21 protein-coding genes are annotated in these 24,926 nt (G+C 68.4%); 17 read left to right on the top strand and 4 right to left on the bottom strand.

Annotated elements, in window-relative coordinates:
• Position 1: 1 nt before the first annotated feature.
• Entirely contained in the window at positions 2–646 is a 645-nt protein-coding gene (pcp, locus tag AC0IZJ_RS02700; RefSeq protein WP_471846394.1) for a pyroglutamyl-peptidase I, read from the bottom strand.
• Between the two features lie 100 nt (positions 647–746).
• Here pcp and AC0IZJ_RS02695 point away from each other — a divergent pair, with 100 nt between their 5' ends.
• The 17 genes from AC0IZJ_RS02695 to AC0IZJ_RS02615 all read left to right on the top strand — a co-directional run bounded on the left by AC0IZJ_RS02695 (position 747) and on the right by AC0IZJ_RS02615 (position 21,307).
• Complete coding sequence (locus AC0IZJ_RS02695) at positions 747–3,269, top strand: GspE/PulE family protein (RefSeq protein WP_471846392.1); 2,523 nt, start codon at positions 747–749, stop codon at positions 3,267–3,269.
• Entirely contained in the window at positions 3,266–4,987 is a 1,722-nt protein-coding gene (locus AC0IZJ_RS02690) for a GspE/PulE family protein (protein ID WP_471846390.1), read from the top strand. Before AC0IZJ_RS02695 ends, AC0IZJ_RS02690 begins: the two co-directional genes overlap by 4 nt.
• A gap of 247 nt (positions 4,988–5,234) precedes the next feature.
• Positions 5,235–6,464, top strand: a complete 1,230-nt coding sequence (locus tag AC0IZJ_RS02685) for a type II secretion system F family protein (RefSeq protein WP_471846388.1) — start codon at positions 5,235–5,237, stop codon at positions 6,462–6,464.
• Positions 6,465–6,627: 163 nt separating this feature from the next.
• Positions 6,628–7,026 carry a prepilin-type N-terminal cleavage/methylation domain-containing protein gene (locus AC0IZJ_RS02680; protein ID WP_471846386.1) on the top strand — a complete coding sequence of 133 codons (399 nt, stop codon included), beginning with the start codon at positions 6,628–6,630 and terminating at the stop codon, positions 7,024–7,026.
• A 3-nt stretch (positions 7,027–7,029) separates the two neighbouring features.
• Positions 7,030–7,485 carry a prepilin-type N-terminal cleavage/methylation domain-containing protein gene (locus tag AC0IZJ_RS02675; RefSeq protein WP_471846384.1) on the top strand — a complete coding sequence of 152 codons (456 nt, stop codon included), beginning with the start codon at positions 7,030–7,032 and terminating at the stop codon, positions 7,483–7,485.
• Between the two features lie 38 nt (positions 7,486–7,523).
• Positions 7,524–8,093: a type IV pilus modification PilV family protein gene (locus AC0IZJ_RS02670; protein ID WP_471846381.1), complete on the top strand. Its 570-nt coding sequence runs from the start codon at positions 7,524–7,526 to the stop codon at positions 8,091–8,093.
• A 94-nt stretch (positions 8,094–8,187) separates the two neighbouring features.
• Entirely contained in the window at positions 8,188–8,970 is a 783-nt protein-coding gene (locus AC0IZJ_RS02665) for a PulJ/GspJ family protein (RefSeq protein WP_471846379.1), read from the top strand.
• Positions 8,967–9,422, top strand: coding sequence for an agglutinin biogenesis protein MshP (locus AC0IZJ_RS02660; protein WP_471846377.1), 456 nt, complete (start codon positions 8,967–8,969; stop codon positions 9,420–9,422). The genes AC0IZJ_RS02665 and AC0IZJ_RS02660 overlap by 4 nt, the downstream gene beginning before the upstream one ends.
• A complete protein-coding gene (locus AC0IZJ_RS02655; RefSeq protein WP_471846375.1) occupies positions 9,419–13,042 on the top strand; it encodes a DUF6701 domain-containing protein in 3,624 nt (1,207 codons plus the stop codon). The genes AC0IZJ_RS02660 and AC0IZJ_RS02655 overlap by 4 nt, the downstream gene beginning before the upstream one ends.
• A complete protein-coding gene (locus tag AC0IZJ_RS02650) occupies positions 13,042–14,037 on the top strand; it encodes a hypothetical protein (RefSeq protein WP_471846373.1) in 996 nt (331 codons plus the stop codon). Before AC0IZJ_RS02655 ends, AC0IZJ_RS02650 begins: the two co-directional genes overlap by 1 nt.
• Positions 14,037–14,714, top strand: coding sequence for a hypothetical protein (locus AC0IZJ_RS02645; protein ID WP_471846371.1), 678 nt, complete (start codon positions 14,037–14,039; stop codon positions 14,712–14,714). The genes AC0IZJ_RS02650 and AC0IZJ_RS02645 overlap by 1 nt, the downstream gene beginning before the upstream one ends.
• Positions 14,711–15,427 carry a hypothetical protein gene (locus tag AC0IZJ_RS02640; protein WP_471846369.1) on the top strand — a complete coding sequence of 239 codons (717 nt, stop codon included), beginning with the start codon at positions 14,711–14,713 and terminating at the stop codon, positions 15,425–15,427. The genes AC0IZJ_RS02645 and AC0IZJ_RS02640 overlap by 4 nt, the downstream gene beginning before the upstream one ends.
• Positions 15,424–15,831 carry a hypothetical protein gene (locus AC0IZJ_RS02635; protein WP_471846367.1) on the top strand — a complete coding sequence of 136 codons (408 nt, stop codon included), beginning with the start codon at positions 15,424–15,426 and terminating at the stop codon, positions 15,829–15,831. Before AC0IZJ_RS02640 ends, AC0IZJ_RS02635 begins: the two co-directional genes overlap by 4 nt.
• Positions 15,828–17,609 carry a secretin N-terminal domain-containing protein gene (locus tag AC0IZJ_RS02630; RefSeq protein ID WP_471846365.1) on the top strand — a complete coding sequence of 594 codons (1,782 nt, stop codon included), beginning with the start codon at positions 15,828–15,830 and terminating at the stop codon, positions 17,607–17,609. The genes AC0IZJ_RS02635 and AC0IZJ_RS02630 overlap by 4 nt, the downstream gene beginning before the upstream one ends.
• A 467-nt stretch (positions 17,610–18,076) precedes the next feature.
• Positions 18,077–19,351 carry a hypothetical protein gene (locus AC0IZJ_RS02625; RefSeq protein WP_471846363.1) on the top strand — a complete coding sequence of 425 codons (1,275 nt, stop codon included), beginning with the start codon at positions 18,077–18,079 and terminating at the stop codon, positions 19,349–19,351.
• A gap of 15 nt (positions 19,352–19,366) precedes the next feature.
• A complete protein-coding gene (locus tag AC0IZJ_RS02620; protein WP_471846361.1) occupies positions 19,367–19,762 on the top strand; it encodes a hypothetical protein in 396 nt (131 codons plus the stop codon).
• A 36-nt stretch (positions 19,763–19,798) separates the two neighbouring features.
• Positions 19,799–21,307, top strand: coding sequence for a methyl-accepting chemotaxis protein (locus AC0IZJ_RS02615; protein ID WP_471846359.1), 1,509 nt, complete (start codon positions 19,799–19,801; stop codon positions 21,305–21,307).
• Between the two features lie 49 nt (positions 21,308–21,356).
• Here the strand turns inward: AC0IZJ_RS02615 and AC0IZJ_RS02610 are convergent, their stop codons facing one another.
• From AC0IZJ_RS02610 to AC0IZJ_RS02600, 3 genes are read right to left on the bottom strand one after another with little or no spacing between them, the layout of a single operon-like run.
• Positions 21,357–22,574, bottom strand: coding sequence for a glucuronyl esterase domain-containing protein (locus AC0IZJ_RS02610; protein WP_471846357.1), 1,218 nt, complete (start codon positions 22,572–22,574; stop codon positions 21,357–21,359).
• Positions 22,574–22,987 carry a VOC family protein gene (locus AC0IZJ_RS02605; RefSeq protein ID WP_471846355.1) on the bottom strand — a complete coding sequence of 138 codons (414 nt, stop codon included), beginning with the start codon at positions 22,985–22,987 and terminating at the stop codon, positions 22,574–22,576. Before AC0IZJ_RS02605 ends, AC0IZJ_RS02610 begins: the two co-directional genes overlap by 1 nt.
• Before the next feature lie 20 nt (positions 22,988–23,007).
• A complete protein-coding gene (locus AC0IZJ_RS02600; RefSeq protein WP_471846353.1) occupies positions 23,008–24,864 on the bottom strand; it encodes a right-handed parallel beta-helix repeat-containing protein in 1,857 nt (618 codons plus the stop codon).
• Positions 24,865–24,926 lie beyond the last annotated feature (62 nt).

The raw sequence follows: 24,926 nt of genomic DNA, 5'->3' as shown, positions 1-24,926 counted from the left end.
CTCAACTGGTCGGCGCGCCTTCGTCCGGCCCGCCGCCGTCCTCGCCCCCCATCGCCACGGCGATGGCGAGACGAATCGCATCGATCTGCGCCGCCAACCCCATGCTGGGCACCGCCGGCTGCACGCGCGCCGCCTGCTCGGGCAGGGCCGGCAGATGGATGAAGCCGCTGCGCACGCCTCGCCCGGCGAGCTGGTGCTGCAGCTCGAAGAACAGCTGGTTGCAGACGAAGGCACCGGCCGACAGCGACAGCCCGGCCGGATGGCCTGCGGCGCGCAGCGAGTCGCGCATGGCCTTGATGGGCAGCGTCGAGAAGTAGGCCGCCGGGGCCTCGGCGCGCACCGGTACATCCTGCGGACGCCGGCCGGCGTTGTCGGCGATGCGGGCGTCGATGAGGTTGACGGCCACGCGCTCGATGGAAATCTCGCTGCGGCCGCTGGCCTGGCCCAGCGCGATGACGAGGCCGGGCCGCAGCGCGGCCAGCGCCTGCGCAAGTTCGCCTGGCGCTTCGCCGAAGCTGGTGGGCAGGCAGCGCGCGTGCACGGTCGCGTCGCCCATGACCTGGTTGTGCAGTGCGCGCGCCACCTCCCAGGCCGGGTTGATGGTCTCGCCGCCGAAAGGCTCGAAGCCGGTGAGCAGGATGTTCATGCCTTGATTGTCCGGAATGCTGCCGCAGCGCCCTGTTTTTGTGGCGCTGTTACGCGCCTCCAGGCCTCCATAATGGCTCGCACCCGCAGCACCCGCATCCATGACAGACCCGTCCGAGCCCCTGCCCTGGACCCCTGACGACGCCGAGGCCACCGCCGGCCCGGCCTCGGGTTTCCTCTGGCCCTGCCCGCCCTACGCGGCCTATCCGCAGCCCCAGGTGCAAAAAGGCGCCGAGGCCTGCGAGATCCTCGGCCTGAACAACAGCCGCAGCGTCGGCCAGCTGCTGGCGGTGGATGCCAGCGACCGCATCGTGCGCATCACTGTGCCGCCGGCGCGCAACAGCATGCCGCTGAAGTTCAGCCAGTTCCGCGCCGTCAAGCTGATGCGCGCCATTGCCGTGCCGCCGCGCGAAGAGAGCGATGTGAACGCGCCGCTCAGCGTCGACCAGCGCCCGCGCAGCGACTTCCGCGTCGTCTTCAACGGCGGCGACGAGTTGAAGGGCGTCACCATCGGCCACCAGCACGACAAGCTCGGCCTCTTCCTCTTCCCGCCGCTGTCGGACACCGACGACTCGGTGCGCCGCGTCTTCATCCCGCGCGAGGTGCTGGCGCATTTCGAGATCGGCGAGCGCATCGGCGACCTGCTGCTGAAGGACCAGCTCGTCACGCAGGAGCAGCTCGCGGCCGCAGCGGTCGAGCAGACCGGCCTGCGCCAGAAGCGCGTGGGCGACATCCTCGTCGAGCAGCACATCGTCAGCGCCGAGCAGCTGCTGAAGGCCATCGAGCAGCAGGCCAAGATGCCCATGGTGCGCATCGGCGAGGCGCTGCTGGCGCTGGACCTCGTCACGGCCGAGCAGTTGGAGCTCGCCCTCGTGCAGCAGCGCGACGACCGCTCCGTGCCGCTCGGCGAGCTGCTGGTGCGCAAGGGCGTCATCAGCCGGGGCCAGCTTCAGTCGGCCCTGGCGCGCAAGATGGGCTACCCCATCGTCGACGTGGAGCGCTTCGCCATCGAGCCTGACGCCGTGCGCAAGCTGCCCTTTGCCGTTGCCAAGCGCCTGGAGATGCTGCCGCTGGTGCTGCGCGATGGCCGCCTCGTCGTGGCGATGGAAGACCCGACGCGGCGCGAGGCCATCGACGAGGTCGAGTTCATCACCCAGCTCAAGGTCGTGCCCACGCTGACCAAGCTGGGCACGCTGCAGTTCGCTGTCCCGAGCACCTACGACCGCTTCGGCGCCGAGGCGCTGCCACGCGGCAACGTGGACGCCCTTCCCGACTTCCAGCCCGACTTCTCGCTCGAAAGCTCCAACAAGCTCATGGAGAGCCTGGAGCGCGACAGCAGCGAGCGCACGGCCAAGGAAGACGAATCGCCCATCGAGCAGAGCGACAACAGCCTCGTGCGCCTCATCAACACGATGATCATCGAGGCGCACAACCAGGGCGTGTCCGACATCCACATCGAGACCTACCCGGGCCGCGAGAAGCTCAAGATCCGCTTCCGCCGCGACGGTGTGCTGCAGCCCTACCTCGAGCTGCCGCCCACCTACCGCAACGCCATGATCGCGCGCATCAAGATCATGTGCGACCTCGACATCTCCGAGCGCCGCAAGCCGCAGGACGGCAAGATCAACTTCTCGCGCTTCTCGTCGCAGCACAAGCTCGAACTGCGCGTGGCCACCATCCCGACGAACAACGGGCTGGAGGACGTCGTGATGCGCATCCTGGCCAGCAGCCGGCCCATCCCGCTGGAGCGCCTGGGCCTCACGGTGGCCAACAAGGACGCTTTGCTGGCCGCCGTCGCCCGGCCCTACGGCATGGTGCTGTGCGTGGGCCCCACCGGCTCGGGCAAGACGACCACGCTGCACTCGGCGCTCAGCCACATCAACACGATCGGGCGCAAGATCTGGACGGCCGAGGATCCGATAGAAATCACCCAGGCCGGCCTGCGCCAGGTCCAGGTGAACCCCAAGATCGACTGGACCTTTGCCAAGGCGCTGCGCGCCTTCCTGCGCGCCGACCCCGACGTCATCATGGTCGGTGAGATTCGCGACCAGGAGACCGCCGAGATCGCCATCGAGGCGTCCCTCACCGGCCACCTGGTGCTGTCCACACTGCACACCAACAGCGCCGCCGAGACCATCACGCGGCTGCTGGACATGGGCATGGACCCGTTCAACTTCGCCGACTCGCTGCTGGCCGTGCTGGCCCAGCGCCTGGTGCGGCGCAGCTGCACGGCCTGCCAGACGAGCGAGCCGCTGACCGAGGCCGAACTCGGCGAACTGCTGGACGACTATCTGCACGTCTTCGCGACCGACACCCGCCCCAGCCGGCTGGCCTTGATGGCCGACTGGATCAAGAGCCACGGCAAGGACGGTCGACTGATGAAGTTCACGAGCCCCGGCTGCCCCAGCTGCGGCCACAGCGGCTACAAGGGCCGCGCCGGCCTGCACGAGCTGCTGCCCGTCTCCAAGAACCTGCGCCGCATGATCCAGACCGGCGCCCGCGCCGAGGAGCTGCACAACGCCGGCCTCGTCGAAGGCATGCGCTCGCTGCGCCAGGACGGCATCGTCAAGGTGCTGCAGGGCGTGACCACCATTGCCGAAGTCCACGCGACCAGCAACGCATGACCGAAGAAACCGCCGCCGCGCCCCGCCCCAAGCTGCGCCTGGGCGATGTGCTCGTCGAGCAGCAACTGATCTCGGCCGAGCAGCTGACGCAGGCGCTGGAACTGCAGCGCGCCACCGGCAAGAAGCTGGGCCGCATCCTCATCGAAGCCAACCTCATCACCGAGGAGGCCCTGGCCCATGTGCTGGCGCGCCAGCTGCGTGCGCCCTTCGTCAACCTCAAGACTTTCCCGCTCAAGACCGACCTTGTGCGCCTGCTGCCCGAAACGCCGGCCCGGCGCTTCCGCGCGCTGGTGCTGGAGGAGCGCGGCGACACGCTGCTGGTGGCCATGGCCGACCCGCTGGACCTGTTCGGCTTCGACGAGCTGGCCAAGATCCTGAAGCGCCGCCTGGCCATGGCCGTCGTAGCCGACAGCCAGCTGCCCGCCGTCTTCGACAAGCACTACCGCCGCAGCGACGAGATCTCGGGCCTCGCCAAGGCGCTGGAGCGGGACATCGGCGATGCGGTGGACTTCGGCACGCTGCAGGCCAGCGTCGGCCAGGAAGGCGCGCCCGTCGTGCGCCTGCTGCAGAGCGTGTTCGAGGACGCGACCCGTGCCGGCGCCTCCGACGTGCACATCGAGCCGCAGGAGGGCGAGCTGCTGATCCGCAACCGCGTCGACGGCCTTCTGCAGACGCTGACGCAGGCCGACAAGCGCATCGCCCCCGCGCTGGCCCAGCGCCTGAAGCTGATGGCCGGCCTGGACATCTCCGAGAAGCGCCTGCCGCAGGACGGCCGCTTCACGCTGCGCCTGAGCGACCGCACGCTCGACGTGCGGCTTTCGACCATGCCCAGCCAGTACGGCGAATCCGTTGTCATGCGCTTGCTGGGCCAGGGTTCGGCGCTGCGCCGGCTGGACCAGATCGGCATGCCCGACGACATGCTCAAGCGCTTTCGCGAGCTGTTGGGGCGCGACTCGGGAATGATCCTCGTCACCGGCCCGACCGGCTCGGGCAAGACGTCCACCCTCTATGCCGCGCTGGCCGAAATCGACGCCGAGCAGCTGAAGATCATCACGGTGGAAGATCCGGTCGAGTACCGCCTGCCCGGCCTGACGCAGGTGCAGGTCAACGACAAGATCGAGCTCGACTTCGCCCGCGTGCTGCGCGCCGCGCTGCGCCAGGACCCGGACGTCATCCTCGTCGGCGAAATGCGCGACGCCGAGACCGCCGAGATCGGCCTGCGCGCCGCCATCACCGGCCATTTGCTGCTGAGCACGCTGCACACCAAGGACACCGTCTCCACGCCCTTCCGCCTGCTGGACATGGGCGCCCCGCCCTTCATGGTGGCCACCTCGCTGCAGGCCGTGCTGGCCCAGCGGCTGCTGCGCGGCGTCTGCAAGCACTGCGCCGAGCCGCACCGCGCCACGCCGCAGGAGCAGGCCTGGGTGGAGCAGGTGATGGCGTTGAACGGCGAGACCGCGCCCGTCACCAGCGTCAAGGGCCGCGGCTGCGCGGAGTGCAACGGCACCGGCACGCAGGGCCGGCGCGGCATCTACGAGATGCTGGAGCTGGACCCCGACATGGCACTGGCCATCCAGAACAGCGATGCCGGCGGCTTCCTGACCGCCGCGCGCAAGGCGCTGAAGGGCAAGACGCTGGCCGACCGCAGCCTGGCGCTGGTGCGCGAGGGCAAGACCTCGCTGGCCGAAGCCGTGCGCATCAGCGTCGACGCCGAGTGAAGCAGCCCCTCGCCCAGCCTCGCGCCGCTGAACGCGGGCGAGTCCAGTCGGTCTTGCAGACGGCGCTGCGGCTTGAGCCGCAGCCCTTCGGCAGGCACAGCGTGCCCACTGGGCACACTGTGTCCGGCCTCAGCCCCCGAGGGAACGGCGATGCTTGTGGCATTGAGCCCCAAGCACATCGCCTGCGGTCCGGCTTGGGGCGGCCCGGCGCTCGGCCCGCAGTTCCAAGCCATAGCAGGCTGCCGGGATGAACTTCGCCTTCAAGGGCCGCAACGGTCGCGGCGAGCTCGTCGAAGGCATCGTCGATGCCGTCACCCCCGACGCCGTGGCCGCCCAGCTGATGGCCGGCGGCGTCGTGCCGGTCAGCATCGAGCCGACCCAGGACGCCGTCAGCACGGCTGGCGGCGGCGGCTGGCTGCAGGCCTTGCTGGCCAAGCCCGTGACGATGGAGGACTCCCTCGTGCTGACGCGCCAGCTCTACACGCTGCAGAAGGCCGGCGTGCCCATCCTGCGTGCGCTGGCCGGCCTCGAGGCGTCAACGACCCACCCCGGCATCGTCAGCCTGCTGCAGGACGTGCGCGCCAGCCTCGACCAGGGGCGTGAACTGGCCACCGCATTCGCTCGCCACCCCACTGTGTTCAGCGCCTTCTTCATCGCCATGACGCGTGTGGGCGAGCTGACGGGCAAGCTGACTGAAGTCTTCAAGCGCCTGGCTGAGCACCTGGAGTTCGAACTCGACATCCGCGCCCGCATCAAGCAGGCGCTGCGCTATCCCATCATGGTGTTCATCGCCATGGGCATCGCGCTGGTGGTCATCAACGTCTTCGTGCTGCCCAAGTTTGCCGACGTCTTCGCCCACTTCAAGACCGACCTGCCGCTGATGACGCGCATCCTGCTCGGCTTCTCCGCCTGGACGCTGAAGTGGTGGCCCATGGTGGTGGCCGGTGGCATCGGCCTGGCACTGGCCTGGCGCAACTGGATCGCCACGGCCAGCGGCCTCTACACCTGGGACCGCTTCAAGCTCAGGTTGCCCATCGCCGGCAACATCGTGCTGAAGGCCACGCTGGCCCGCTTCGCGCGCAGCTTCGCGCTGGCCAACAGCTCGGGCGTGCCCATCAGCCAGGCCATGACGGTGGTGGCCCAGACCGTGGACAACGCCTACATCGGCGCCCGCATCGAGCAGATGCGCGACGGCGTGGAGCGCGGTGAAAGCATCTCGCGCTGCGCCACGGCCACCGGCGTCTTCACGCCCATCGTCCTGCAGATGATTGCGGTGGGCGAGGAGACCGGCGAGCTGGACTCGCTGATGACCGAGATCGCGCAGATGTATGAACGCGAGACCGACTACGCCATCAAAGGCCTGTCGGCGGCCATCGAACCCATCCTGCTGGCCGTCATCGGTGCGCTGGTGCTGGTGCTGGCGCTGGGCGTGTTCCTGCCCTTGTGGAACCTGGGCCAGGCGGCGCAAGGGCGCTAGCGGCCCGCGACCCATTGGCGTGTGAAGCCTGCAACGGTTTGCAGGCTCGTTTCAAGCCGCGAGGGTCAAGCCGTGCGCTATTCACTTTCAGTCTGACGGGTGCCGGCCGATAGTCCTGTCATTCCCGGATGTCAGCGCTCAGCGCAGGAAGGCTCTCTCTCCCATGAACAAGTCCCAACAATCTGGCTTCACCCTCATCGAGCTGGTGATGGTCATCGTGATCCTCGGCGTGCTGGCTGCCGTCGCACTGCCCAAGTTTGTCAACGTCGACGACGACGCCAAGATCGCTGCCGTCAACGGCGTAGCTGGCGCGCTCAGCTCGGCCTCGGCCATCAACTACGCCAGCCGCAAGGCCAAGGGCGAATCCGGCACCACGGCGACCAACAAGACGGTGCAGATCCTCAAGTGCTCGGACATCGTTGCCGCGTTGCAAGGCGGCGCCCTGCCCACCGGCTACTCCGTCACGACGGACTCCACGGCAGCCAACGACGTCACCGTCTCCACCTGCGTGCTGACCGGCAACGGCAAGACGGCGACCTTCACCGTCACCGGCAGCACCTGACCCATGAAACGAATCCCGCGTATTGACGCGGGCTTCACGCTGATCGAGCTCATCCTCGTCATCGTGATCACGGCCGCCCTGGCGGTGTTCGCCCTTCCAAAGGTGCTGGACACGACGCTCTGGCGGCTGCGTTCGTTTGGCGACGACCTGATGGCCCGCCACCAGGGCATGCTTCGACTGGCCTTGCAGCAGCGCCGGCCCATCGTGGCCACCATCTCCGGCACCGGCGTCAGCTGGGCCTACGGCAGCGGCGCCAGCCTCGGCGCCCTCGCCTGCCCGCCGACCGAGTCGCCCTGCATCGCCGAGGGCGGCAGCCGCACGGTCACCTTCAACAGCGGCAACGGCGGCAGCACGGTGACGAGCACGGCCGCGAGCCTGACCGTCACCGTGGCCTCCGGCAGCTACAGCCAGGCCTACCGTGTAGAGACCGACACGGGCCTGATCTACCCCCTTCCTTGAAGCTTGGGCCACACAGACCCTGGGCTAGCATGAAGCGCATGCACCTCCCCCGCCGGGCCCAGGGCCTCACGCTGATCGAGCTGCTGATGTTCATCGTCGTCGTGGGCATTGCGCTGGCCGCGATGCTGCGGGTCTTCACCGCCGCCACGATGGCCAGCGCCGACCCCATGATCCGCCGCCAGCAGCTCGCCATTGCCGAGTCGCTGCTGCGCGAGGTGCAGTTGATGCCGTTCACCTGGTGCGACCCGGACGACGCCAATGTCGAGACGGCGACATCGGCCGTCGTGTCGGCAACAGGCTGCGCCAGCATGATCGAGAACCCCGTCGCCGAAAGCGGCGAGAGCCGCTACGGCCCGACCAACTACATCGACAACGTCAACGACTACGCTGGCTTCTCAATGACCGGCATCCGCGATCTGTCGAACGCGGCCGTGAGCGGGCTGTCTGGCTACACGGCCAGCGTGGCCGTCGCCGCCGCCGCGCTGGACTCGCTGACCGTCGGCAGCGGGGACGCGCTGAAGATCACCGTCACCGTCTCAGGCCCCGGCAGCAGCAGCATCGCGCTGCAAGGCTGGCGAACCCGCTATGCGCCCAATTCACCATTCTGAGCGGCGTTCTGACGCGGTGTCGGCGCGTCGGCAAGCCGGCTTTCCTTGCCGCGTCGGCGTCCCGACGGGCCGCACGCGCGGTTTGTCGAACCGCATGCGCGGTTTCACGCTGATCGAGGCGGTCATGGTGATCACCATCACTGGCGTCGTCATCGCGATGGTGGCCATCTTCATCGTGCCATCCATCACGGCCTATTTCGCCAGCGCGACGCGTGCCCAGCTCGGCGACGAGGCCGACACCGCCCTGCGCCGCATCAGCCGCGACCTGGCTGCAGCGCTGCCCAACAGCGCGCGCATCACCGGCATGAGCCTGGAGCTGATTCCCGTCAGCGGCGCCGCACGGTATGCGGCCGGCACTGAGACCGGCGACCCGCTGCTCTTCGGTACGCCGGACACCAGCTTCGCCATCGTCGGCCCGGCGCTGCGCCTGGCCAGCGCCAGCCAGCGCCTGGCCTGGTACAACCTCGGCCCCGGCGTGCCCGATGCCGACGCCTACACCCAGGCCAACGTGCGCGTCTCGTCCACGGCGGCCGGCAACGCCACCAGCGTGACCATCGCCGGTGCGGCATTGCCGAACGCTCTGCAGGCGCCGCCCTACCGCGTCTACGCCATCGAGCAGCCGGTCACCTACCGCTGCGACACCACCGCCGAAACGCTGACGCGTTACAGCGGCTACGGCTTCGTGAGCAGCCAGCCCAATCCGCCCGCGGGCGGCAATGCCGCAGTGCTGGCCCGCCATGTGAAGAGCTGCTCCTTCAGCTACGACGTGAATGCCATCGCATCGCGCTATGCCCTGGTGACCTTGAGCATCCAGCTCGGCGCCCAGAACGAGACGGTGACGCTCTATCACACCGTCCACGTGGACAACCTGCCATGAATCGCCTGCGTGCCGTTGGCGGCTTCACCATGATGTCGATGCTTTTCATCCTGGTCGCCCTGGCCGCCTTGGGCGTCGCACTGGCATCGCTGAGCCAGCGCCAGCAGATGGGCTCGGCCGGTGAGCTGGCAGCGGCCAAGGCCTATCAGGGAGCGTTTGCCGGCCTGGAGTGGGGCAGCCACCAGATCCTGCGTGCGGGCGGCCAGCCGGCCTGTTTTGCGACGCGCAACATTGCGTTGCCCGATCAGTTGACCGGTTATACCGTCACCGTCACCTGCACCCGCACGCCCGCCGCAGGCAGTGCGGCGGACGATGGCCAGAACCATGCCTTCTACACCCTGCTGGCGACCGCCTGCAACATCCCGACCGGCGGCGCCTGCCCCAACGCAGGCACGGCCGAGCAAACCTATGCCGAGCGGCAACTCACCCGCAGCCTGAGCCTGAGCCAATGAAGCACTGGCTGATCTCGTTCCTGGCCATCGCCGCCCTGGCCCTGCCCTCGCTGGCGGGTGCTGCGGCCTACACCTTTCCGGGCACCCTGCCGGCGGGGTGCAGCGGCACTGGCGGCAACTACACCTGCTCCGCACTGAGCCTGGGCTACAACGACACCGTGGCCATTGCCGGCACCAAGCCGGCCACCATCACCGTCAATGGCAACCTCGACACCAGCAACGCACTGATCAACCAGGCCGGCGCCACCAGCGATCTGAACCTCGTCGTCAATGGCACCCTGACCTTCGGCTACCAGGCCAAGGTCACCGGCAACATCACGGCGACCAGCGTCAACGATGCCGGTGGCGGCGGCGTGGTCGTCACCGGCAACCTGACAGCCACGGGCGGCAACGTGACGCTGGCCTATCAGACGTCCGTCACCGGCAATGTCTCGACCAGCGGAACCGGCACACTGTTGACGGCGGGCTTCGGCACGATTGGCGGCAACGTGACGGCCGGCTCGGGCACGATCACCATCAGCGAAAGCGGGACGGTCACGGGCAGCGTCACGGGCAGCGGCAGCATCACGGTCGTACAGTTCGCCACCGTTCAGGGCAACCTCAGCGCTGGTTCAGGCGCCGTGTCCGTCGGCGAGAGCGCCAAGGTCAACGGCAATCTCTCGACGACGGGAACCATCACCCTGGGGCAGAGCGCACGGGTCGGCGGTACGCTGACCGGCGGCGCCGGCGCGGTCTCGGTGGGTTACGCCGGCACGGTGGTCGGGGCGCTCACCACCAGCAGCGGCACCATCAGCTTCGGGCAGAACGCTGTCGCCTCGGCCTGCGTCAAGTCCACTTCCAGCGCCAGCATCACACTCGGCGTGACGAGCAGCATCAACAGCGTCTGCTGCGGCGCCAGCTGCACCAACAGCTGCGTCGTCAACAACAGCACCTATGCAATGCCCGCCACCTGCGCGGGCCCGGCGCCAACGCTGGTGTCCGGGGCTCGCTACAGCTTCGAGTCCTACGACGTGCCGGGCTCCTACATCCGCCACAGCAACTACCTCGGCTACATCTCGCCGGTATCGGCGAGCAGCAATTGGCTGACGCGCAGCGACAGCACCTTCATCGCCCGCCCAGGCATCACGAACTCGGCGTGCTGGTCGTTCGAGTCGGTGAACGCTCCGGGCTACTACCTGCGCCACAACAACTTCATCCTCAAGCTCAACGTCAACAGCGCGACAGCGCCCTACCCCGCAGACGCCACGTTCTGCCTGCGCAGCGGGCTCGCCAATTCGACGGCGATCAGCTTCGAGGCGTCGAACTACCCCGCCTACTACCTGCAGCACCCGGTGGACAACAGCATGATCCTGGCGACCAGCGACGGCAGTGCTGCCATCAACGGCCGCGCCACCTTCTATCCGCGCGCCGGCCTGGCGCCGCCGGTCGACCACTACGAACTCTCCGCGCCCAGTGCCAGCCTGTCCTGCCAGGCGTCGACGCTGACCGTGACCGCCTGCGCAGACAGTTCCAGCCCATGCACGAATCCCGTCGCGAACTTCAGCGGCGAGACGGCGACGCTCGCCACGACGGCCGGGACCCTGGGGTCGGGCACCGTCACCTTCAATGCAAGCGGCAGTGCGACGACGACGCTCAGCCACGGCACCGCCGGCAACGGCAGCACGGCAACGGTGACGCTGTCGGGCGAGGGCACCTCGGCCACATCGGCGCGCCGCTGCTGCGCCGACGGCACGAGCTGCAGCGCCGCCAACAGTTGTTCCACTACGTTCAGCACCGCCGGCTTCATCATCGCCAGCAGCCTCAACGGCGCTGCCACCACCGTGCCGACGCAGACCGCCGGCACGTCTTCCGGCAGCTGGGTGCTGCGGGCGGTGAAGACAAACACGACGACCAAGGCCTGCGAAGCCGCCTTGAGCGGCGCGACGAACGTGAACTGGGGCGTGCAGTGCAACGACCCCACGACCTGCTCCAGCGGCAGCCGCATGACGGTGACCGGCAGCAGCGCGGTGGCGGTGGCCGGCAACGCCAACGGCAGCAGCAGTGCCAGCACGGCGGTGCCGATGACCTTCGATGCCAACGGCAATGCGCCGTTCAGTTTCAACTACGCGGACGTCGGCCGAGTGACGCTGTTGGCAAGCAAGGCCGCAGGCGGCTCGCTGGCGGGCGCCTTGAGCGGCAGCAGCAACGCCTTCGTCGTCAAGCCGGCGGGCTTCGTGATGTCTGCCATCCGCTGTACCACCTACGCGGCCGGCTCCTGCGCGACCGCCGCCATCGCCAATCCCGGCAACAACCCCGGCGCGACGTCGGCCGCCGGCGGCGCCTTCATGCCGGCCGGCCGGCCGTTCTCGGCCACCGTCACGGCCGTAGACGCAAGCGGCAACGCGACCCCGAACTACGGCAGGGAGACGACGCCGGAAGGCGTGACGCTCACCGCCGCGCTGGCGCAGCCGGCAGGCGGCAATGCGCCCGCGCTGACCAACCCGAGCGCTTTCGGCACTTTCAGCGGCGGTGCGGCCACAGGCACCACCTTCGCCTGGCCCGAGGTCGGCATCATCACGCTGACGCCTGCGGTGGCCGACGGCAGCTACCTCGGCGCCAGCAACAGCAATGTCACCGGCACGACCAGTGGCAATGTCGGCCGCTTCATTCCGGCGGGGTTTGATGTCGGCAGCTTTACGGTCACCCACCGCAGCTCGATGGCATGCAGCCCCGCTTCGACGTTCAGCTACATGGGCGAAGGCATGACGTTCAGGTTCACGCTGACGGCCCAGAACGCGGCCGGAGCGACGACGCAGAACTACACCGGCGCGTTCGCCAAGTTCGATCCCACCAACACGGCCAGCATCAACCTGGCCGGCATTTCGGGCAGCACCATGTGGAAGCCAGGCGGGCGCATGACGACGGCCTTCGGCTCCGGCACCTGGAGCAACGGCGCCGTCAACGTCAGCATGACCGCCAACGGCCAGCGTGGCACCAGCCCCGACGGGCCCCATCCCAACGCGCAGTTCGGCATCGCGCCTGTCGACAGCGACGGCGTCGCTATGCTGGCGTTCAACCTGGATACCGATTCCCCGGCCGACGGCGCCGACCGGACCCTCCTAGGGCAAGTTCCCCTGCGCTATGGGCGGCTGCGCCTGCAGAATGCGCTGGGCGCCGCCAACCGCGTCCTCAGGCTGCCGCTGACGGCCCAGTACTGGGACAGCAGCACCTCCACCTTCAAGACCAACGACTTGGATTCCTGCACCCGCATCACCTCTGCCAACGTGAGCTTCGGAAACTTCCGCCGGCAGCTGACCGCAGCCGATGCAGTGATGAGCCCGAGCAGCGTCACCGTCAGCCCCACCACGCCCTCCTTCATCACGCTGGCGGCACCAGGCAGCGGGCGCGTGGGCAGCATGGACATTGCACTGGCGCTGGGCTCGACCAGCACCGACGCCTCCTGCCTGAAAACTGCAGCCGGCTGGACGCCGACGGTGGCCGCGACGGCAGGCGCCAACCTCAGCGCAATGCGCGGGTCGTGGTGCGGCGGCACGGCTGCCGCCAGCGACCCCGGCGCCCGCGCCACATGGGGCCTCTACCGCGGTGCCGACGGCGTGCTCTACCAGCGGGAGAACTACTGATGCGCTGGCCTTGGCAACCCCGCCGCAGCGGCCAGCGCCTGCTGGTGCGCCAGGCCGGCGCGCAGCACGCCTTCGTGCTGACCGACGGCGCGCCCGGTGACGAGCCTGCGCGCCTGCTGCGCTGGGGTCTGCTGCCCGAGGCAAGACCCGTCCCCGCCGGCGAGGCCATCGCGCTGCTGGACCCGGTCGACTATCAGATCCTCAAGGTCGACACGCCCAACGTGCCGCAGGAGGAGCTCAAGGCAGCCGCGCGCTGGCAGATCAAGGAGATGGTGGACGTGGACGTTGCCGAGCTGACGCTCGACGTCATGCACGTCGGTGGCGCTGTCGAGCGGCCCGGCACTACCGGCTCGCGCCAGCTCTTCGTCGTGGCGGCCCGCAACAGCGCCATCAAGGCATTGACCCGTGGTGCTGCGACTCTCAACGACCAGATCGCCATCGTCGACATCTGGGAAACGGCGCTGCGCAACCTGCTGGCCGCCCAGGCCCGCGCCGACGACCTGGCCGCCCGCGCCTGCGCCGCCGTGCTTATCGACGAACAGCACTGCCTGCTCGTCATCTGCGCCGGGGACGAGCTCTTCTACACGCGCCGCCTGGAGGGCGACCCCACGCTGCTGGCGCGCGCCCGTGGCGAGCAGGCGGAGCCGGCCTCGGCCGATCTGCCGCTGGGTTTCGAGTACCAGCCCGGTGGCACCTTCGACGGCGGCAATACGCAGGAGTCGCCGCTGGTCGTCGAACTCCAGCGCTCCATCGACGTCTGGGAGCGCAGCTGGCCCGACCTGCCGCTGGCGCGGCTCTATGTGCTGACGGCTGCACATGGCACCGACGTCGCGGCGCTGATCCAGCGCGAGCTGGGCCAACGCACGGTGGCGCTCGACCCGCTCGCAGCCTTCGCCGCAGATGCGCCGCCGCCCGAGGGCGACGCAACCCAGGCCCTGGCCGCCTGCCTGCCCCTGCTGGGCGCCGCACTGCGCACGGAGACAAGAAAGCTCTGATGGCCCAGCAGATCAACCTCCTCACGCCCATCCTGCTGGCCCCCAAGCGCTATTTCTCGGCGCTGACGCTGGTGCAGGCGACCGGGCTGCTGCTGGCCGCGGGCCTGGGCGCCGCGCTGTGGCTGCAGCAGCGCGACCGCCGCGCCGACGCTGAGCACCAGGCCTTGCTGGCCCAGTACGCGACCGAGCGCCAGCAGCTCGCCGTGGCCCTTGCCGGCCTGCCCGTGCCGGTCGACGGCGCCGCCGCACAACAGCAACTCCAGCAGCTGCTGGCCGGCAACGGCGAGCGCCGGGCCTTGCTTCAAGCCCTGGGTGCCGAGGGCGGCACCAGGCCCGGCCAGCGTCATTCGGACCTGCTCGCCCTCATCGCGCGCAGCCTGCCGGAAGCCGCCTGGCTGGGCGAGCTGCACTACGCGCCGGGCCGGGTGGAACTCGTCGGCGGCACGCTGGACACTGCCGTGCTTCGGCCCTGGCTGGGCCGGCTGGCCGGCCACCCGCTGCTGGCCGGGCAGGCGCTGTCGACGCTGCGCGTGGAGCGCCTGGGCGCGCCGGGCACGGCCGCTGACGCCAACGCGCTGCTGTCGAGCACCAGCCCGGTCGCCCGGGCGGGCCTGCCGGTATGGGCGTTTCGCGTCGTCAGTTCACCGGCCCAGGCGGCCTCGGAGGCCGCGCGATGAAAGCCTCCACGCCCATCAATCTCGCGCCGCTGAAAGCACGCTGGGAACGCCAGGGCAAGCGCATCGACGCCCTCAGCCTGCGTGAGCGCGCCATCATCTTCATCAGCATCGCGGCGGTGCTGGCGGCGCTGTTTGACAGCCTGGTACTGACGCCGCTGTCCGCCCGCAACAAGCTGCGTGCCGAAGCCCAGGCCAGCCAGGCGGCCGAGGTGACGCAACTGCGCGAGCAGTTCGTGGCGGCCAGCAGCAATGTGAACGACCCGGCCGGCCAGTTGCGCGTCCAGCTCGACGCCGCCCAGGCCGAGCGCCTGCGGCTGGACGGCGAGTTGCGCAAGGCCGGCTCGGTCGGCGGCGGCGAGGGCCTGTCCGCCGTGCTGCAGCGCCTGCTGGGCCAGCAGCCCGGCCTGGTGCTGGAGCGGCTGGCGCTGCTGGGCGACATGCCCGTGGCCATGCCCTCAACGTCCATCGTGTCCGCGGTTGCCGCCTCGGCGCCGTCTGCCCGTCCCCCTGCTCTGCCCCAGATGCCGGGCATGAGCTGGCAGGGCGTCGAACTGCAGGTGCTGGGCCGCTACGGTGACATCCAGCGCTATCTGCAGGCGCTGGAGCGCGAAATGCCCGGGCTGCGTTGGGGCGACATGCAGCTGATCGCCTCGGGCAACAACGAGCCACCGCGACTGCGCGCGCAGCTCTTCCTGCTGAAGGTGCAGCCATGAGACGGATCGCCCTGCTGCTGGCCGCGCTTTCGGGCCAAGGTCATGTTCAGGCCCAGGACGCAAGCCGTGACCCCACGGCCCTGCCCGCCGCGCTGCGCAATGCCATCACTGCCGCCGAGGCCGCGTCCGCACCCGGCCCGGGCGCCGAGCCGGCACGCGACGGCATCCGCCAGATCGTGTTCGCCAACGGCCGAGGCTATGTGGTGCAGCGCGGTCGGCGCTTTGCCGTGGGCGAGCTGCTCGACGGCGCCCGCATCGAACGCATCACCGAGCAGGCCGTGTGGCTGCGCGAGGCCGGCCAGGTGCGCCGCGAACCGCTGTACGGCGGTGTCGAGAAGCGCACGCCCCCCACACCGGCGTCGCCCAAGCCGGCGCTCAAAAATTCCAAGGAGAAGCAGCCATGAAGGCCCCCGCCCCTCGTCTTCTGCTGTTGAGCGCGGCCATGGCCTTGCTTGCAGGCTGTGCCGACAAGCCCCTGCGCGTGGCCCAGCCCAGCCAGTCGCTGCGTGACGAGCTGCAGGCCCAGCGCGCTGCGGCGCCGGCACCTGTCGCCTCGGCGCCCGAAGCCCAGGCGATTCCGGTGCCGGCACCGGCGCCTGCACTGCCGCCCGAGCCGCGTTTCGACCTCATCGTCAACGGCGCCCCGGCGCGCGACGTCTTCCTGTCCCTGGTGAGCGACACGCGCTACAGCATGCTGGTGCACCCCACCGTGTCGGGCCAGCTGTCGGTCACGCTCAAGGGCGTCACGCTGCGCGAGTCGCTGGACGCCATCCGCGACGTCTACGGCTTCGACTACAGCATCGACGGTCGCCGCATCACCGTCTTCCCGCCCACGCTGCAGACACGCGTCTTCACCCTCAACGCGCTGGCCCTGCAACGCAGCGGCCGCAGCGAGGTGCGCGTCAGCTCCGGTGCCGCGCCGGCAGGCAGCCAGGGCAACGGAAGCAACGCGGGCAGCAGCAGCGGCAACACGTCCGGCGGCAGCGCCACCACCTCGCAGCAGCAGGAGAGCAGCCAGCTCAGCACCAAGGTCGCGAGCGACTTCTGGGGCGAAACGGCCGCGGCGCTGAAGGCGCTCGTCGGCACCGGCGAAGGCCGCACCGTCATCACCAGCCCGCAGACCGGCACCATCGCCGTGCGCGCCATGCCGGAGGAGTTGCGCCACGTCGAGGCCTGGCTGAAGGCCACGCGCGTGGCCGTGGAGCGCCAGGTCATGCTGGAGGCCAAGATCGTCGAGGTGGAACTGCGCGAGGGCTACCAGAGCGGCATCGACTGGTCGCGCATCGGCGACCGCGGCGCCATCGGCCAGACCAGCGTCAACCCCTCCACGCCGACCGGCGTCAACAGCATCATCAACCCGCTGGTCAGCAATACGCGCGGCCTGCCGACGCTGTCTTCCGGCACGCAAAGCCCGAGCTGGCCCGACCTCATCCCCCTTCCATCGGCGGGCGGTGGCACCTTCGGCCTGGCGCTGGCGCGCGGCGGCTTCCAGGCGCTGCTGAGCTTCATCGAGAGCCATGGCGACACGCAGATCCTGTCCAGCCCGCGCATCGCCACGCTGAACAACCAGAAGGCCGTGCTCAAGGTCGGCACCGACGACTACTTCATCACCGGCATCAGCGGCAGCAACAGCGGCAGCAACAGCAGCAACACCGGCACCAACGGCACGACCAACCAGATCCCGACGCTGACACTGACGCCATTCTTCAGCGGCATTGCGCTGGACGTGACGCCGCAGATCGACGGTGCCGACATGGTCACGCTGCACATCCATCCGTCGGTGTCCAACGTGACCGAGAAGGTCAAGCAGGTCGACCTGGGCTCGGTGGGCAACTTCCGCCTGCCGTTGGCCAGCGCGAGCGTCAACGAGACCGACACGGTGGTGCGCATTCCCGACGGCCATATCGTCGCCATCGGCGGCCTGATGCAGATGGAGGCCTCGCGCCGCGGCTCGGGCGTGCCGGGCGCGGACGGCAACCCCCTCACGTCGCTGCTGTTCGGCAACCGCGCCAACAACGGCCGCAAGCGGGAGCTGGTGGTGCTCATCAAGCCCAGCATCATCCGCACGGCGGAGGACTGGGAGCAGCACAACCGGCTGGTGAGCGAATCGCTGGACGACACGGCGCACCGGTCTCGCCGCGTGATCCGGCTGGACGGCACGGCGGAGCAGCGGCCGAAATAGCCGTTGATGGCGGCGGGCCGGGCGTGGAGCTTCTCGCCGGCTCGGTCAGTTGCCCCTGCCGAACGCCTTGGCCAGGGGTTGCTTCGTGACGGATTGCCTTGACTTTCGGCGTCGTGGTTTTTCCACGTTTCGCGCAGTTAGCAGGCACGCAACGGATTGGTGATTACCAGCATAAGCGTGACGCAATCGTCTTGCGGTCAGGCGATGCGGGGCCGATCATTCAATCACTTTCACGGCGGGCGAGACCCCGCAATCTGTCAGTCGCAACAGCGCCGCACGAGGCGCTCCGCGATCTCGGCAACGCCCCAATCCCCCGCGCATTCGTTCTCGATCCGCCACGCGAACCTGCTCAAGCCCACCTGAAATCGGCCGATTTCAAATGTGTTTGCCAGCCGCTTTGGAGTGCGTCATGACTGCTGTCGTGGCCGACCCTTGGGGCGTGCGCAACCTACACCGCAAGGAAATACATGACTTTGAAACTTACTGCCGTCGCGTTTGCCGCTCTCGCGTCGATGGCGACATCTGCCAGCCATGCCGAAGGCATCGACTTCAAGTTCAGCGGCTTCGGCACGCTGGCCGGCGTGCATTCCAGCGAGCGCGGTGCAGACTATGTCGCGACGCGCTTCCAACCCAATGGTGCGGGCCTGACGCGCAGCACCGATTTCGGCACCGAGACCAAGCTCGGCGCCCAGGTGAGCGCCAAGCTGGGCGACAAGGTCTCGGCCGTCGTGCAGGTGATCTCCCAGCACCAGGCCGACAACTCGTTCAAGCCGCTGCTGGAGTGGGCCAACGTCAAGTACCAGTTCAACGAGGCGCTCAGCTTCCGTGCCGGCCGCATCGCGCTGCCGTCCTATCTGCTGTCCGAGTCGCGCTTCGTCGGCTATGCCAGCCCCTGGGCGCACGCACCGAGCGAGGTCTACAGCGTGCTGGCGGTCACGAGCAACGACGGCGTCGACGCGACCTGGCGCCAAAGCTTCGGCGAAGCCAACAACACCTTCCAGGTCTTCTACGGTCAGGGCAGCAGCAAGCTGCCCACCGGCAAGGCCAAGTCGAAGCCGACCTGGGGGTTCAACGACTCGATCGAGATCGGTTCGCTGCTGGTGCGCGCCGGCTACACCAACGTCAACCTGGACCTGCAGATCGGCAACCTGACGCCGTTGTTCGCTGGCATGACGCAGTTCGCTGCCGGTGCCGGCGCAGTGCCGGTGCCCGCCTTCCAGAACTCCGCCGCGCAAGCGCTCGCGCTGGTCGAAAAATACCGGCTCGACAGCATGAAGCTGTCGGCGGTGGTGGTGGGCCTCAACTACGACCCGGGTGAGTGGTTCGTCATGAGCGAGCTGGTCGCCTTCAAGGGCGACGGCTTCCTGGCGGACAGCACCTCCTGGTACATCACCGGCGGCTATCGCATCGGCAGCTGGACACCCTACGTCACGTTCGCCAGCACCAAGGCTCACATCGATGCCGAGGCGGGCATCACTGCGGCCGAAGGCACGCCGTTGGCCACCGGTGCTGCGGGCATCAACGCGGGCCTCAACGCCACGCTGAAGCAGTTCAACGGCTCGCAGGATTCACTGTCGGCTGGTGTGCGCTGGGATGTCGTGCGCAACGTGGCGCTGAAGCTTCAGGTCGAGCGCATCAGCAACAAGAATGAATCCAACGGCCGCTTCGCCAACGTGCAGCCGACGTTCCCGGTGAATGCCAAGGTCAATCTCGTGACCGTGGCCGCCGACTTCGTCTTCTGATCACCTGGAACCGCCATGAAAGCAAGCATTCTTTTCCCTGTGGCACTGCTCGCATGCGCCACGGTGCAGGCGGCCGATCTGGTCGTCATCACACACCCCAGCGCCGGTGCGCTGACCAAGGATCAGGTCGCTCAGATCTTCCTCGGCAAGAGCGAAGCCTTCACACCCATCGACCAGAACGAGTCCTCGCCGGTCTACGCGGAGTTTTACAAGAAGGCCACCGGCCGCGACGTGGCGCAGGTCAAGTCGACCTGGTCGCGCATCGTTTTCAGCGGCAAGGGCGAGGCGCCCAAGCAGCTGGCCGATTCCGCAGCGGTCAAGAAGGCCGTCGCAGCCAACCCCAAGAGCGTCGGCTACATCGAGAAGTCCGCAGTCGACGCCACGGTGAAAGCTGCCGTGTCATTGGACTGACCTGCCCACGCGCCTCTCCCGGTTGAAGGTTCGCACATGAAGTTTCGAAGCAAGATCTGGATGCTGCCGCTGGTTGCGGCAGCGGTGTTCGTCGTTGGCATGGCGATCAGCTATGTCGTCGGGACTCGCACCTCGGCGTCGTTGCATCAACTGCGCGTCGTCGACAACCCGGTGCTCGACCACATGCAACGCGTGGATCGAGGCGTCGAGCAGTTCCGCCTGACGCTGCAGTCCGCTGCTGCCGAAGGGGACATCGACAAGCTGACCGAGGTACAGGCCGTCGTCGCCAAGACGAACGAAGTGCTGGCCTCGATGGCGAAGATCGAGGGCAAGGCCGATCTCGCCCGCGAGATCCAGTCGGCCTTCGACCCCTATCAATCTGCAGCGCTGGGCGCCACGCGCGCGATGCTCGGCAAGGGCGAGGTGGGCGACCAGGTCAAGCGCATGCAGGCCTCCCAGGTCAAGCTGACCGAGGTCTTGAAGCAGCGCAACGACGAAGCGCTGCAGGCCACGCTGGACCGCCAGGCCGAAGCCGACCGCGGTGTGCAGAAGGCACTGTGGGTCAACCTGGCCACCGGGCTGGCAGTGCTGGCAGTGCTCGGCTTCGCATCCAGGGCGGTCATCAACTCGGTGTGGCGCGATCTGGGCGACGAACCCACCGCGCTGCACGAGACGATGCGCCACATCGCCGACGGCAATCTGCAGGTGCATGTCGCCGTGACGGCCGGTGACGATCATTCGCTGAACGCCGCCCTGGCCGAGATGGCCGGCAAGCTGCGCGAGACCATTGGCCAGATCCGCCAGGCGACCGATTCGATCGCCACGGCCTCGAGCGAGATCGCCTCCGGCAACCAGGACCTGAGCGTGCGCACCGAAGCGACCGCGTCAAGCCTGCAGGAAACCGCGTCCTCGATGGACACCCTGACGGAAAGCGTGCGTCACAGCGCCGAGTCCGCTCAACAAGCCACGCAGATGGCCGGTGCCGCAGCCGAAGCCGCACACCGGGGCGGTGGCATCGTCGCCAAGGTCATGACGAGCATGGAGGAGATCAACACCTCCTCGCGAAAGATTGGCGAGATCATTGGCGTGATCGACAGCATCGCCTTCCAGACCAACATCCTGGCGCTGAACGCCGCAGTCGAAGCCGCGCGCGCCGGCGAACAGGGCCGCGGTTTTGCCGTGGTGGCAGCGGAAGTGCGCACCTTGGCCCAGCGTTCGGCACAGGCAGCACGCGAGATCAAGACCCTGATCGTCGCCTCCGGCGAGAAGGTCGAGAGCGGCTCGAGGCTGGTGCAGGGCACCGGCGAGGCAATGAAGGAAATCGTCAACGGTGTGCAGCGGGTGACCGACATCATTGGCGAGATCAGCGCCTCGGCAAACGCGCAGTCCGGTGGCATCGGCCAGGTCAACCAGGCCGTGGTTCAGCTGGATCAGATGACGCAGCAGAACGCCGCCCTCGTTGAAGAGTCCGCCGCAGCCGCTGCCAGCATGCGCGAGCAGGCAGCCACGCTGGCCAGCGCCGTAGCGACCTTCCGCTTGAACTGAGCGGCGGCGGCAGGGGCGGCCGGCTGGCCTCAGCGCGAACCGGACAAGCTCAGTCCAACGCCGGCGTCTTCCAGTGCATCCACCGGTTGCGCTCGACAGGAAAGCGGCCGTCGCTGTGCACGACGTCGGTATCGACGCCGGTCTGGCCCTTGAGAAAGCGGTCGACGAAGGCATTCACCTCGACGGCCTGAGAGGCCGGCAGCACGCAGTGGTTGTGCCCGCCGACCTGCGTGATGCCCATGCTGTCCGCAGCGCCCAGCGCGGTCCAGATTTCGCGGGCGGCCAGGGCGGCGGTGTAGGCGCTCTGGTTGCCCAGCCATTCCATGGACGTGTTCTCGATGACCAGCAGGCCACGCGGCGCCACCAGGCCCAGCACCTGATGGTGGTCGTAGGGCAGCCGCGCCGCGCTGGCGCCGAACTGGCCGAAGCTGCTGCGGAACCAGACGTTCTCCTGGACGATCTGGCCCAGGGTCTGCACGTTCTGGCCGGCGGCTTTCTGGGCATCCGAGACGCGCCAGGCCGCCGCGCCGCCCGAGCCGCTCTCCTGCACGATGGTCAGCGCCAGGCGCTCGTCCAGCGCTCCCGCCATCAGCGCGCCCTTGCCATTGCGGGAACAGCCAGTCACGCCGAGGCGGCCGGCGTCTATGCCCGGCAGGCCACCCAGTTCTATCGCGTCGATCAGCCGGCTCACGCCCCAAGCCCAGCCCACCAGCGCACCGGCGCCTTCGCTCTGCGGGTGCAGCGTGAAGAAGCTGCCCAGGTTGCGCGAGGCGCCGCCCGCTTGCTGGGCAATGTCGTCGTTGGGGAAGTTGATGAGGGCAACGCCGCGCTGCAGCAGTTCGGCGTTGTTCAGCGATGAGCGGCCGATGCCGATCAGCGCGGGATAAGGCGGCGTGCCGACGGTGGGCCACTGGACGCTGGCCACGAAGCGGATGCTGCGGCCCGCATCCTTCACGGTGACCGTCAGCAAGGCGCCATCGCTGCTGGAACTGACACTGCCCGCGACGGGTGCGGGCTTCTGGCCCAGTTCGTAGGCCTGCAGTTGCTGGCTGACTTCCCGGCGCCGGCAGGGCCAGTCGGCCTTGCGCGTCAGGGCAGCGCCGCTGCGGCTGAGGAAGGGGTCGGGCAACGCGGTGACGGCGGGCAGGTCGGCATACGCCGCGACGGGCATCGGCACGCAGCCGGTCGCCGCGTCCTCAGGCAGCGGCGCGGCGGACGCTGCACCGCAGGCCCATGTCGCGCAGACGGCCAGCGTCGCGCCTTTCATCACCAGTCCGCCTCCATCGTGCCGCCGTGCACCTGCATGCTCTTGTCGGTGTAGCAATGGACTTCGAACTTGTTGCCGTCCGGGTCCTCCAGCCAGATCTGCCAGGTGAAGTCGCCGCCCAGCTTGGGGGGCGTGTAGGCCACGCCTTGCGCATCGAGGAAGGCCATCAGGCCTGCCAAGTCTTCGGTTTCCAGGCAGAAGTGAACGATGCCGTTGTTCACCACCGGGCCGCGCGCGGGCTCCTCGAACAGCTCGAGGTAGCAGGCGTCTGCGATCTGCAGGTAGCGGCCGAAGTCCCTGCCCTTGCGGGTGAAGTCGAAGACCTCGGTGAAGCCCAGCTTCTTGTAGAACGCCAGCGAGCGCGGCAGGTCGCTCACGTGCAGGCAGACATGGGCAATGCGCTTGAAGTGCATGACAGCTCCTGAAAACAGTCTCAGCGCACGGCCGGCAGTGCGCCCGGCAGGTGGGTGACCCCCCAGCCCAGAAGCTTGCGCACCTCGGGCGCCACCGGCAGGGGCTGCACACCCTCGGGCACCCGCGCCAGCTCGAAGCGGCGCAGCTCCGGACTGCTGAACACGGCGCCCTCATAGGCGAGCAGCGCCCTGCCCTTGGCCTCCATGCCAGGCACGGCCTGGCGGAAGGCGTCGAGCGTGGCGAAGTTCGTCTGGCAAGGCGTGCCCGCTGCCCCTGCCATTGGTGCCCAGCTCACCAGAGGCTGGCCGCTGCCCGAGCGCACGTAGACATTGCCGTCGACACGCGTCGTCATGGCCTGCGTGACCTTGCCGCAGGTGACCGGCGCCTGCTCGAAGCGCAGCAGCGGGCCCTTGACGCCGGCATCGGCCACCAGCAGATTGCCCTCGAAGACATGGCCGACGCGCTCGTTCACGTCCGGCCCCGTCTGCGGATGCCAGCCGAAGTGGTCGCCCTGGGCGCTGCGCTCGTTGCGATCGATCAGCACGGGCGAGTTGACGAAGGTGTTGTGATGGAGCTTGGCACCCGCGCTGTTGAGGATGCGCGCGCCCTGCTGGTTGTTGACGAACACATTGCCGGCCACTGTCAGGCCCTTGGAGATCTCGAAGAAGACGCCGGCCATCGTGCCTTCGACATGGTTGTTGACGAAGACGCCGTCGTGGTTGCCGACGTCCCACCAGACGCCGTTGGAATACGGCTGCTCGACAACGAGGTTGTCCCGCACAACGACGCGGTGCGACTGGTTGAAGATCTTCACTGCGGACGGGTAGTAGCCAGTCAGGCGCTCGACGTTGTTGCGCCGGATGATGTTGCGCTCCAGCAGTACGTCCGCCGAGCCGATGACGTAGATGCCCTCGGTGCTGGTGTCGCTGACCAGCGAGTTGCGGATGACCAGCTTGTCGCCGCGGAAATAGCCGGCCACGCGCGAGCAGTGCGTGATGGTGACGTTCTCCAGCAGCGTGCCGACGACCTCCTTGCCGTGTTCGGATTCCGGCGACGGGCCGACCGGGTCATCCGTCGGTTCTTCAGACACCAGCGTGGACGGCTTCTTGCCTTCGATGTCGATGGCGCGATAGGCGTACTGCGTGAGGGTGATGCCGCGCAGCGTCGGGCCCTTGCGGTCGGACGCCTTGCCGTGCACCGGCCGTGAAGGGCGGTGCAGCGCAATGTCGTGGGCGGTGATCTCGACCTGCTTGCCGGTCGGGTTCACGCCGATGTAGACATGGCCCTTGGTGTAGTCGATGTAATAACCCTTGCTGCCCATCTCGCCCGGCCAGCCGGCGGACTGGAGCGCCTCGCCGTCGATGAAGACCATGTCGTTGTTGAAGCGGTGCAGCGGCGTCAGCGCGCCCTCGCGCTCGGGCCGCCACCAGCCCATCGGCTGCGCGGGGAAGAGCGTCGCCCATTTGGTGCGCCAGACGTTGTTGGGCAGGCTCTCCCACTCGGTGGCCACGCGCGTGCCCTTCAACACGGGCGTCTCGTCCAGGTAGGGTTGGATCGTGATGCCCTGGTTGAGCTGCAGCCCGCCGGTGCGGTAGGTGCCGCCGCGCATGACGATGGCGTCGCCCGTGACGACGCGGGCGATGGCCGCCTCGATGGACGTGGCCTCGCTGATGGACGCGCCGGAGGCCTCGGCCTTGCCGTCCGGTGCGACGAAGTAGACATGCGCGGCATTCGGCACGGCGTAGCGCTGCGGGATGGGGCCATAGGGGCCGCCGGAAGGTTGCGCAACCGCGGCGGCGCCAATCAGCTGGGCCATCAGCAGGCCAAGGGCAGCAGCCCAGCGCTGCGGGCTGTAGGAAAGGAAATGGCTTGTCATGCAGTCTCCGTGCGGGTCATTTGCGGCAGCAAAGGTAGCGCTACCAGTCGTTGTGCCCGCAC

The organism is Roseateles sp. AC306 (assembly GCF_979253795.1).
The sequence above is the reverse complement of the archived record's forward strand: the minus strand, read 5'-3'. Positions and strand labels throughout refer to the sequence as shown.

What these genes read in the sequence shown, in the direction of transcription:
- pcp (WP_471846394.1), bottom strand. Translation starts at nt 646, where the DNA reads ATGAACATCCTGCTCACCGGCTTCGAGCCTTTCGGCGGCGAGACCATC.
- AC0IZJ_RS02695 (WP_471846392.1), top strand. Translation starts at nt 747, where the DNA reads ATGACAGACCCGTCCGAGCCCCTGCCCTGGACCCCTGACGACGCCGAG.
- AC0IZJ_RS02690 (WP_471846390.1), top strand. Translation starts at nt 3,266, where the DNA reads ATGACCGAAGAAACCGCCGCCGCGCCCCGCCCCAAGCTGCGCCTGGGC.
- AC0IZJ_RS02685 (WP_471846388.1), top strand. Translation starts at nt 5,235, where the DNA reads ATGAACTTCGCCTTCAAGGGCCGCAACGGTCGCGGCGAGCTCGTCGAA.
- AC0IZJ_RS02680 (WP_471846386.1), top strand. Translation starts at nt 6,628, where the DNA reads ATGAACAAGTCCCAACAATCTGGCTTCACCCTCATCGAGCTGGTGATG.
- AC0IZJ_RS02675 (WP_471846384.1), top strand. Translation starts at nt 7,030, where the DNA reads ATGAAACGAATCCCGCGTATTGACGCGGGCTTCACGCTGATCGAGCTC.
- AC0IZJ_RS02670 (WP_471846381.1), top strand. Translation starts at nt 7,524, where the DNA reads ATGCACCTCCCCCGCCGGGCCCAGGGCCTCACGCTGATCGAGCTGCTG.
- AC0IZJ_RS02665 (WP_471846379.1), top strand. Translation starts at nt 8,188, where the DNA reads ATGCGCGGTTTCACGCTGATCGAGGCGGTCATGGTGATCACCATCACT.
- AC0IZJ_RS02660 (WP_471846377.1), top strand. Translation starts at nt 8,967, where the DNA reads ATGAATCGCCTGCGTGCCGTTGGCGGCTTCACCATGATGTCGATGCTT.
- AC0IZJ_RS02655 (WP_471846375.1), top strand. Translation starts at nt 9,419, where the DNA reads ATGAAGCACTGGCTGATCTCGTTCCTGGCCATCGCCGCCCTGGCCCTG.
- AC0IZJ_RS02650 (WP_471846373.1), top strand. Translation starts at nt 13,042, where the DNA reads ATGCGCTGGCCTTGGCAACCCCGCCGCAGCGGCCAGCGCCTGCTGGTG.
- AC0IZJ_RS02645 (WP_471846371.1), top strand. Translation starts at nt 14,037, where the DNA reads ATGGCCCAGCAGATCAACCTCCTCACGCCCATCCTGCTGGCCCCCAAG.
- AC0IZJ_RS02640 (WP_471846369.1), top strand. Translation starts at nt 14,711, where the DNA reads ATGAAAGCCTCCACGCCCATCAATCTCGCGCCGCTGAAAGCACGCTGG.
- AC0IZJ_RS02635 (WP_471846367.1), top strand. Translation starts at nt 15,424, where the DNA reads ATGAGACGGATCGCCCTGCTGCTGGCCGCGCTTTCGGGCCAAGGTCAT.
- AC0IZJ_RS02630 (WP_471846365.1), top strand. Translation starts at nt 15,828, where the DNA reads ATGAAGGCCCCCGCCCCTCGTCTTCTGCTGTTGAGCGCGGCCATGGCC.
- AC0IZJ_RS02625 (WP_471846363.1), top strand. Translation starts at nt 18,077, where the DNA reads ATGACTTTGAAACTTACTGCCGTCGCGTTTGCCGCTCTCGCGTCGATG.
- AC0IZJ_RS02620 (WP_471846361.1), top strand. Translation starts at nt 19,367, where the DNA reads ATGAAAGCAAGCATTCTTTTCCCTGTGGCACTGCTCGCATGCGCCACG.
- AC0IZJ_RS02615 (WP_471846359.1), top strand. Translation starts at nt 19,799, where the DNA reads ATGAAGTTTCGAAGCAAGATCTGGATGCTGCCGCTGGTTGCGGCAGCG.
- AC0IZJ_RS02610 (WP_471846357.1), bottom strand. Translation starts at nt 22,574, where the DNA reads ATGAAAGGCGCGACGCTGGCCGTCTGCGCGACATGGGCCTGCGGTGCA.
- AC0IZJ_RS02605 (WP_471846355.1), bottom strand. Translation starts at nt 22,987, where the DNA reads ATGCACTTCAAGCGCATTGCCCATGTCTGCCTGCACGTGAGCGACCTG.
- AC0IZJ_RS02600 (WP_471846353.1), bottom strand. Translation starts at nt 24,864, where the DNA reads ATGACAAGCCATTTCCTTTCCTACAGCCCGCAGCGCTGGGCTGCTGCC.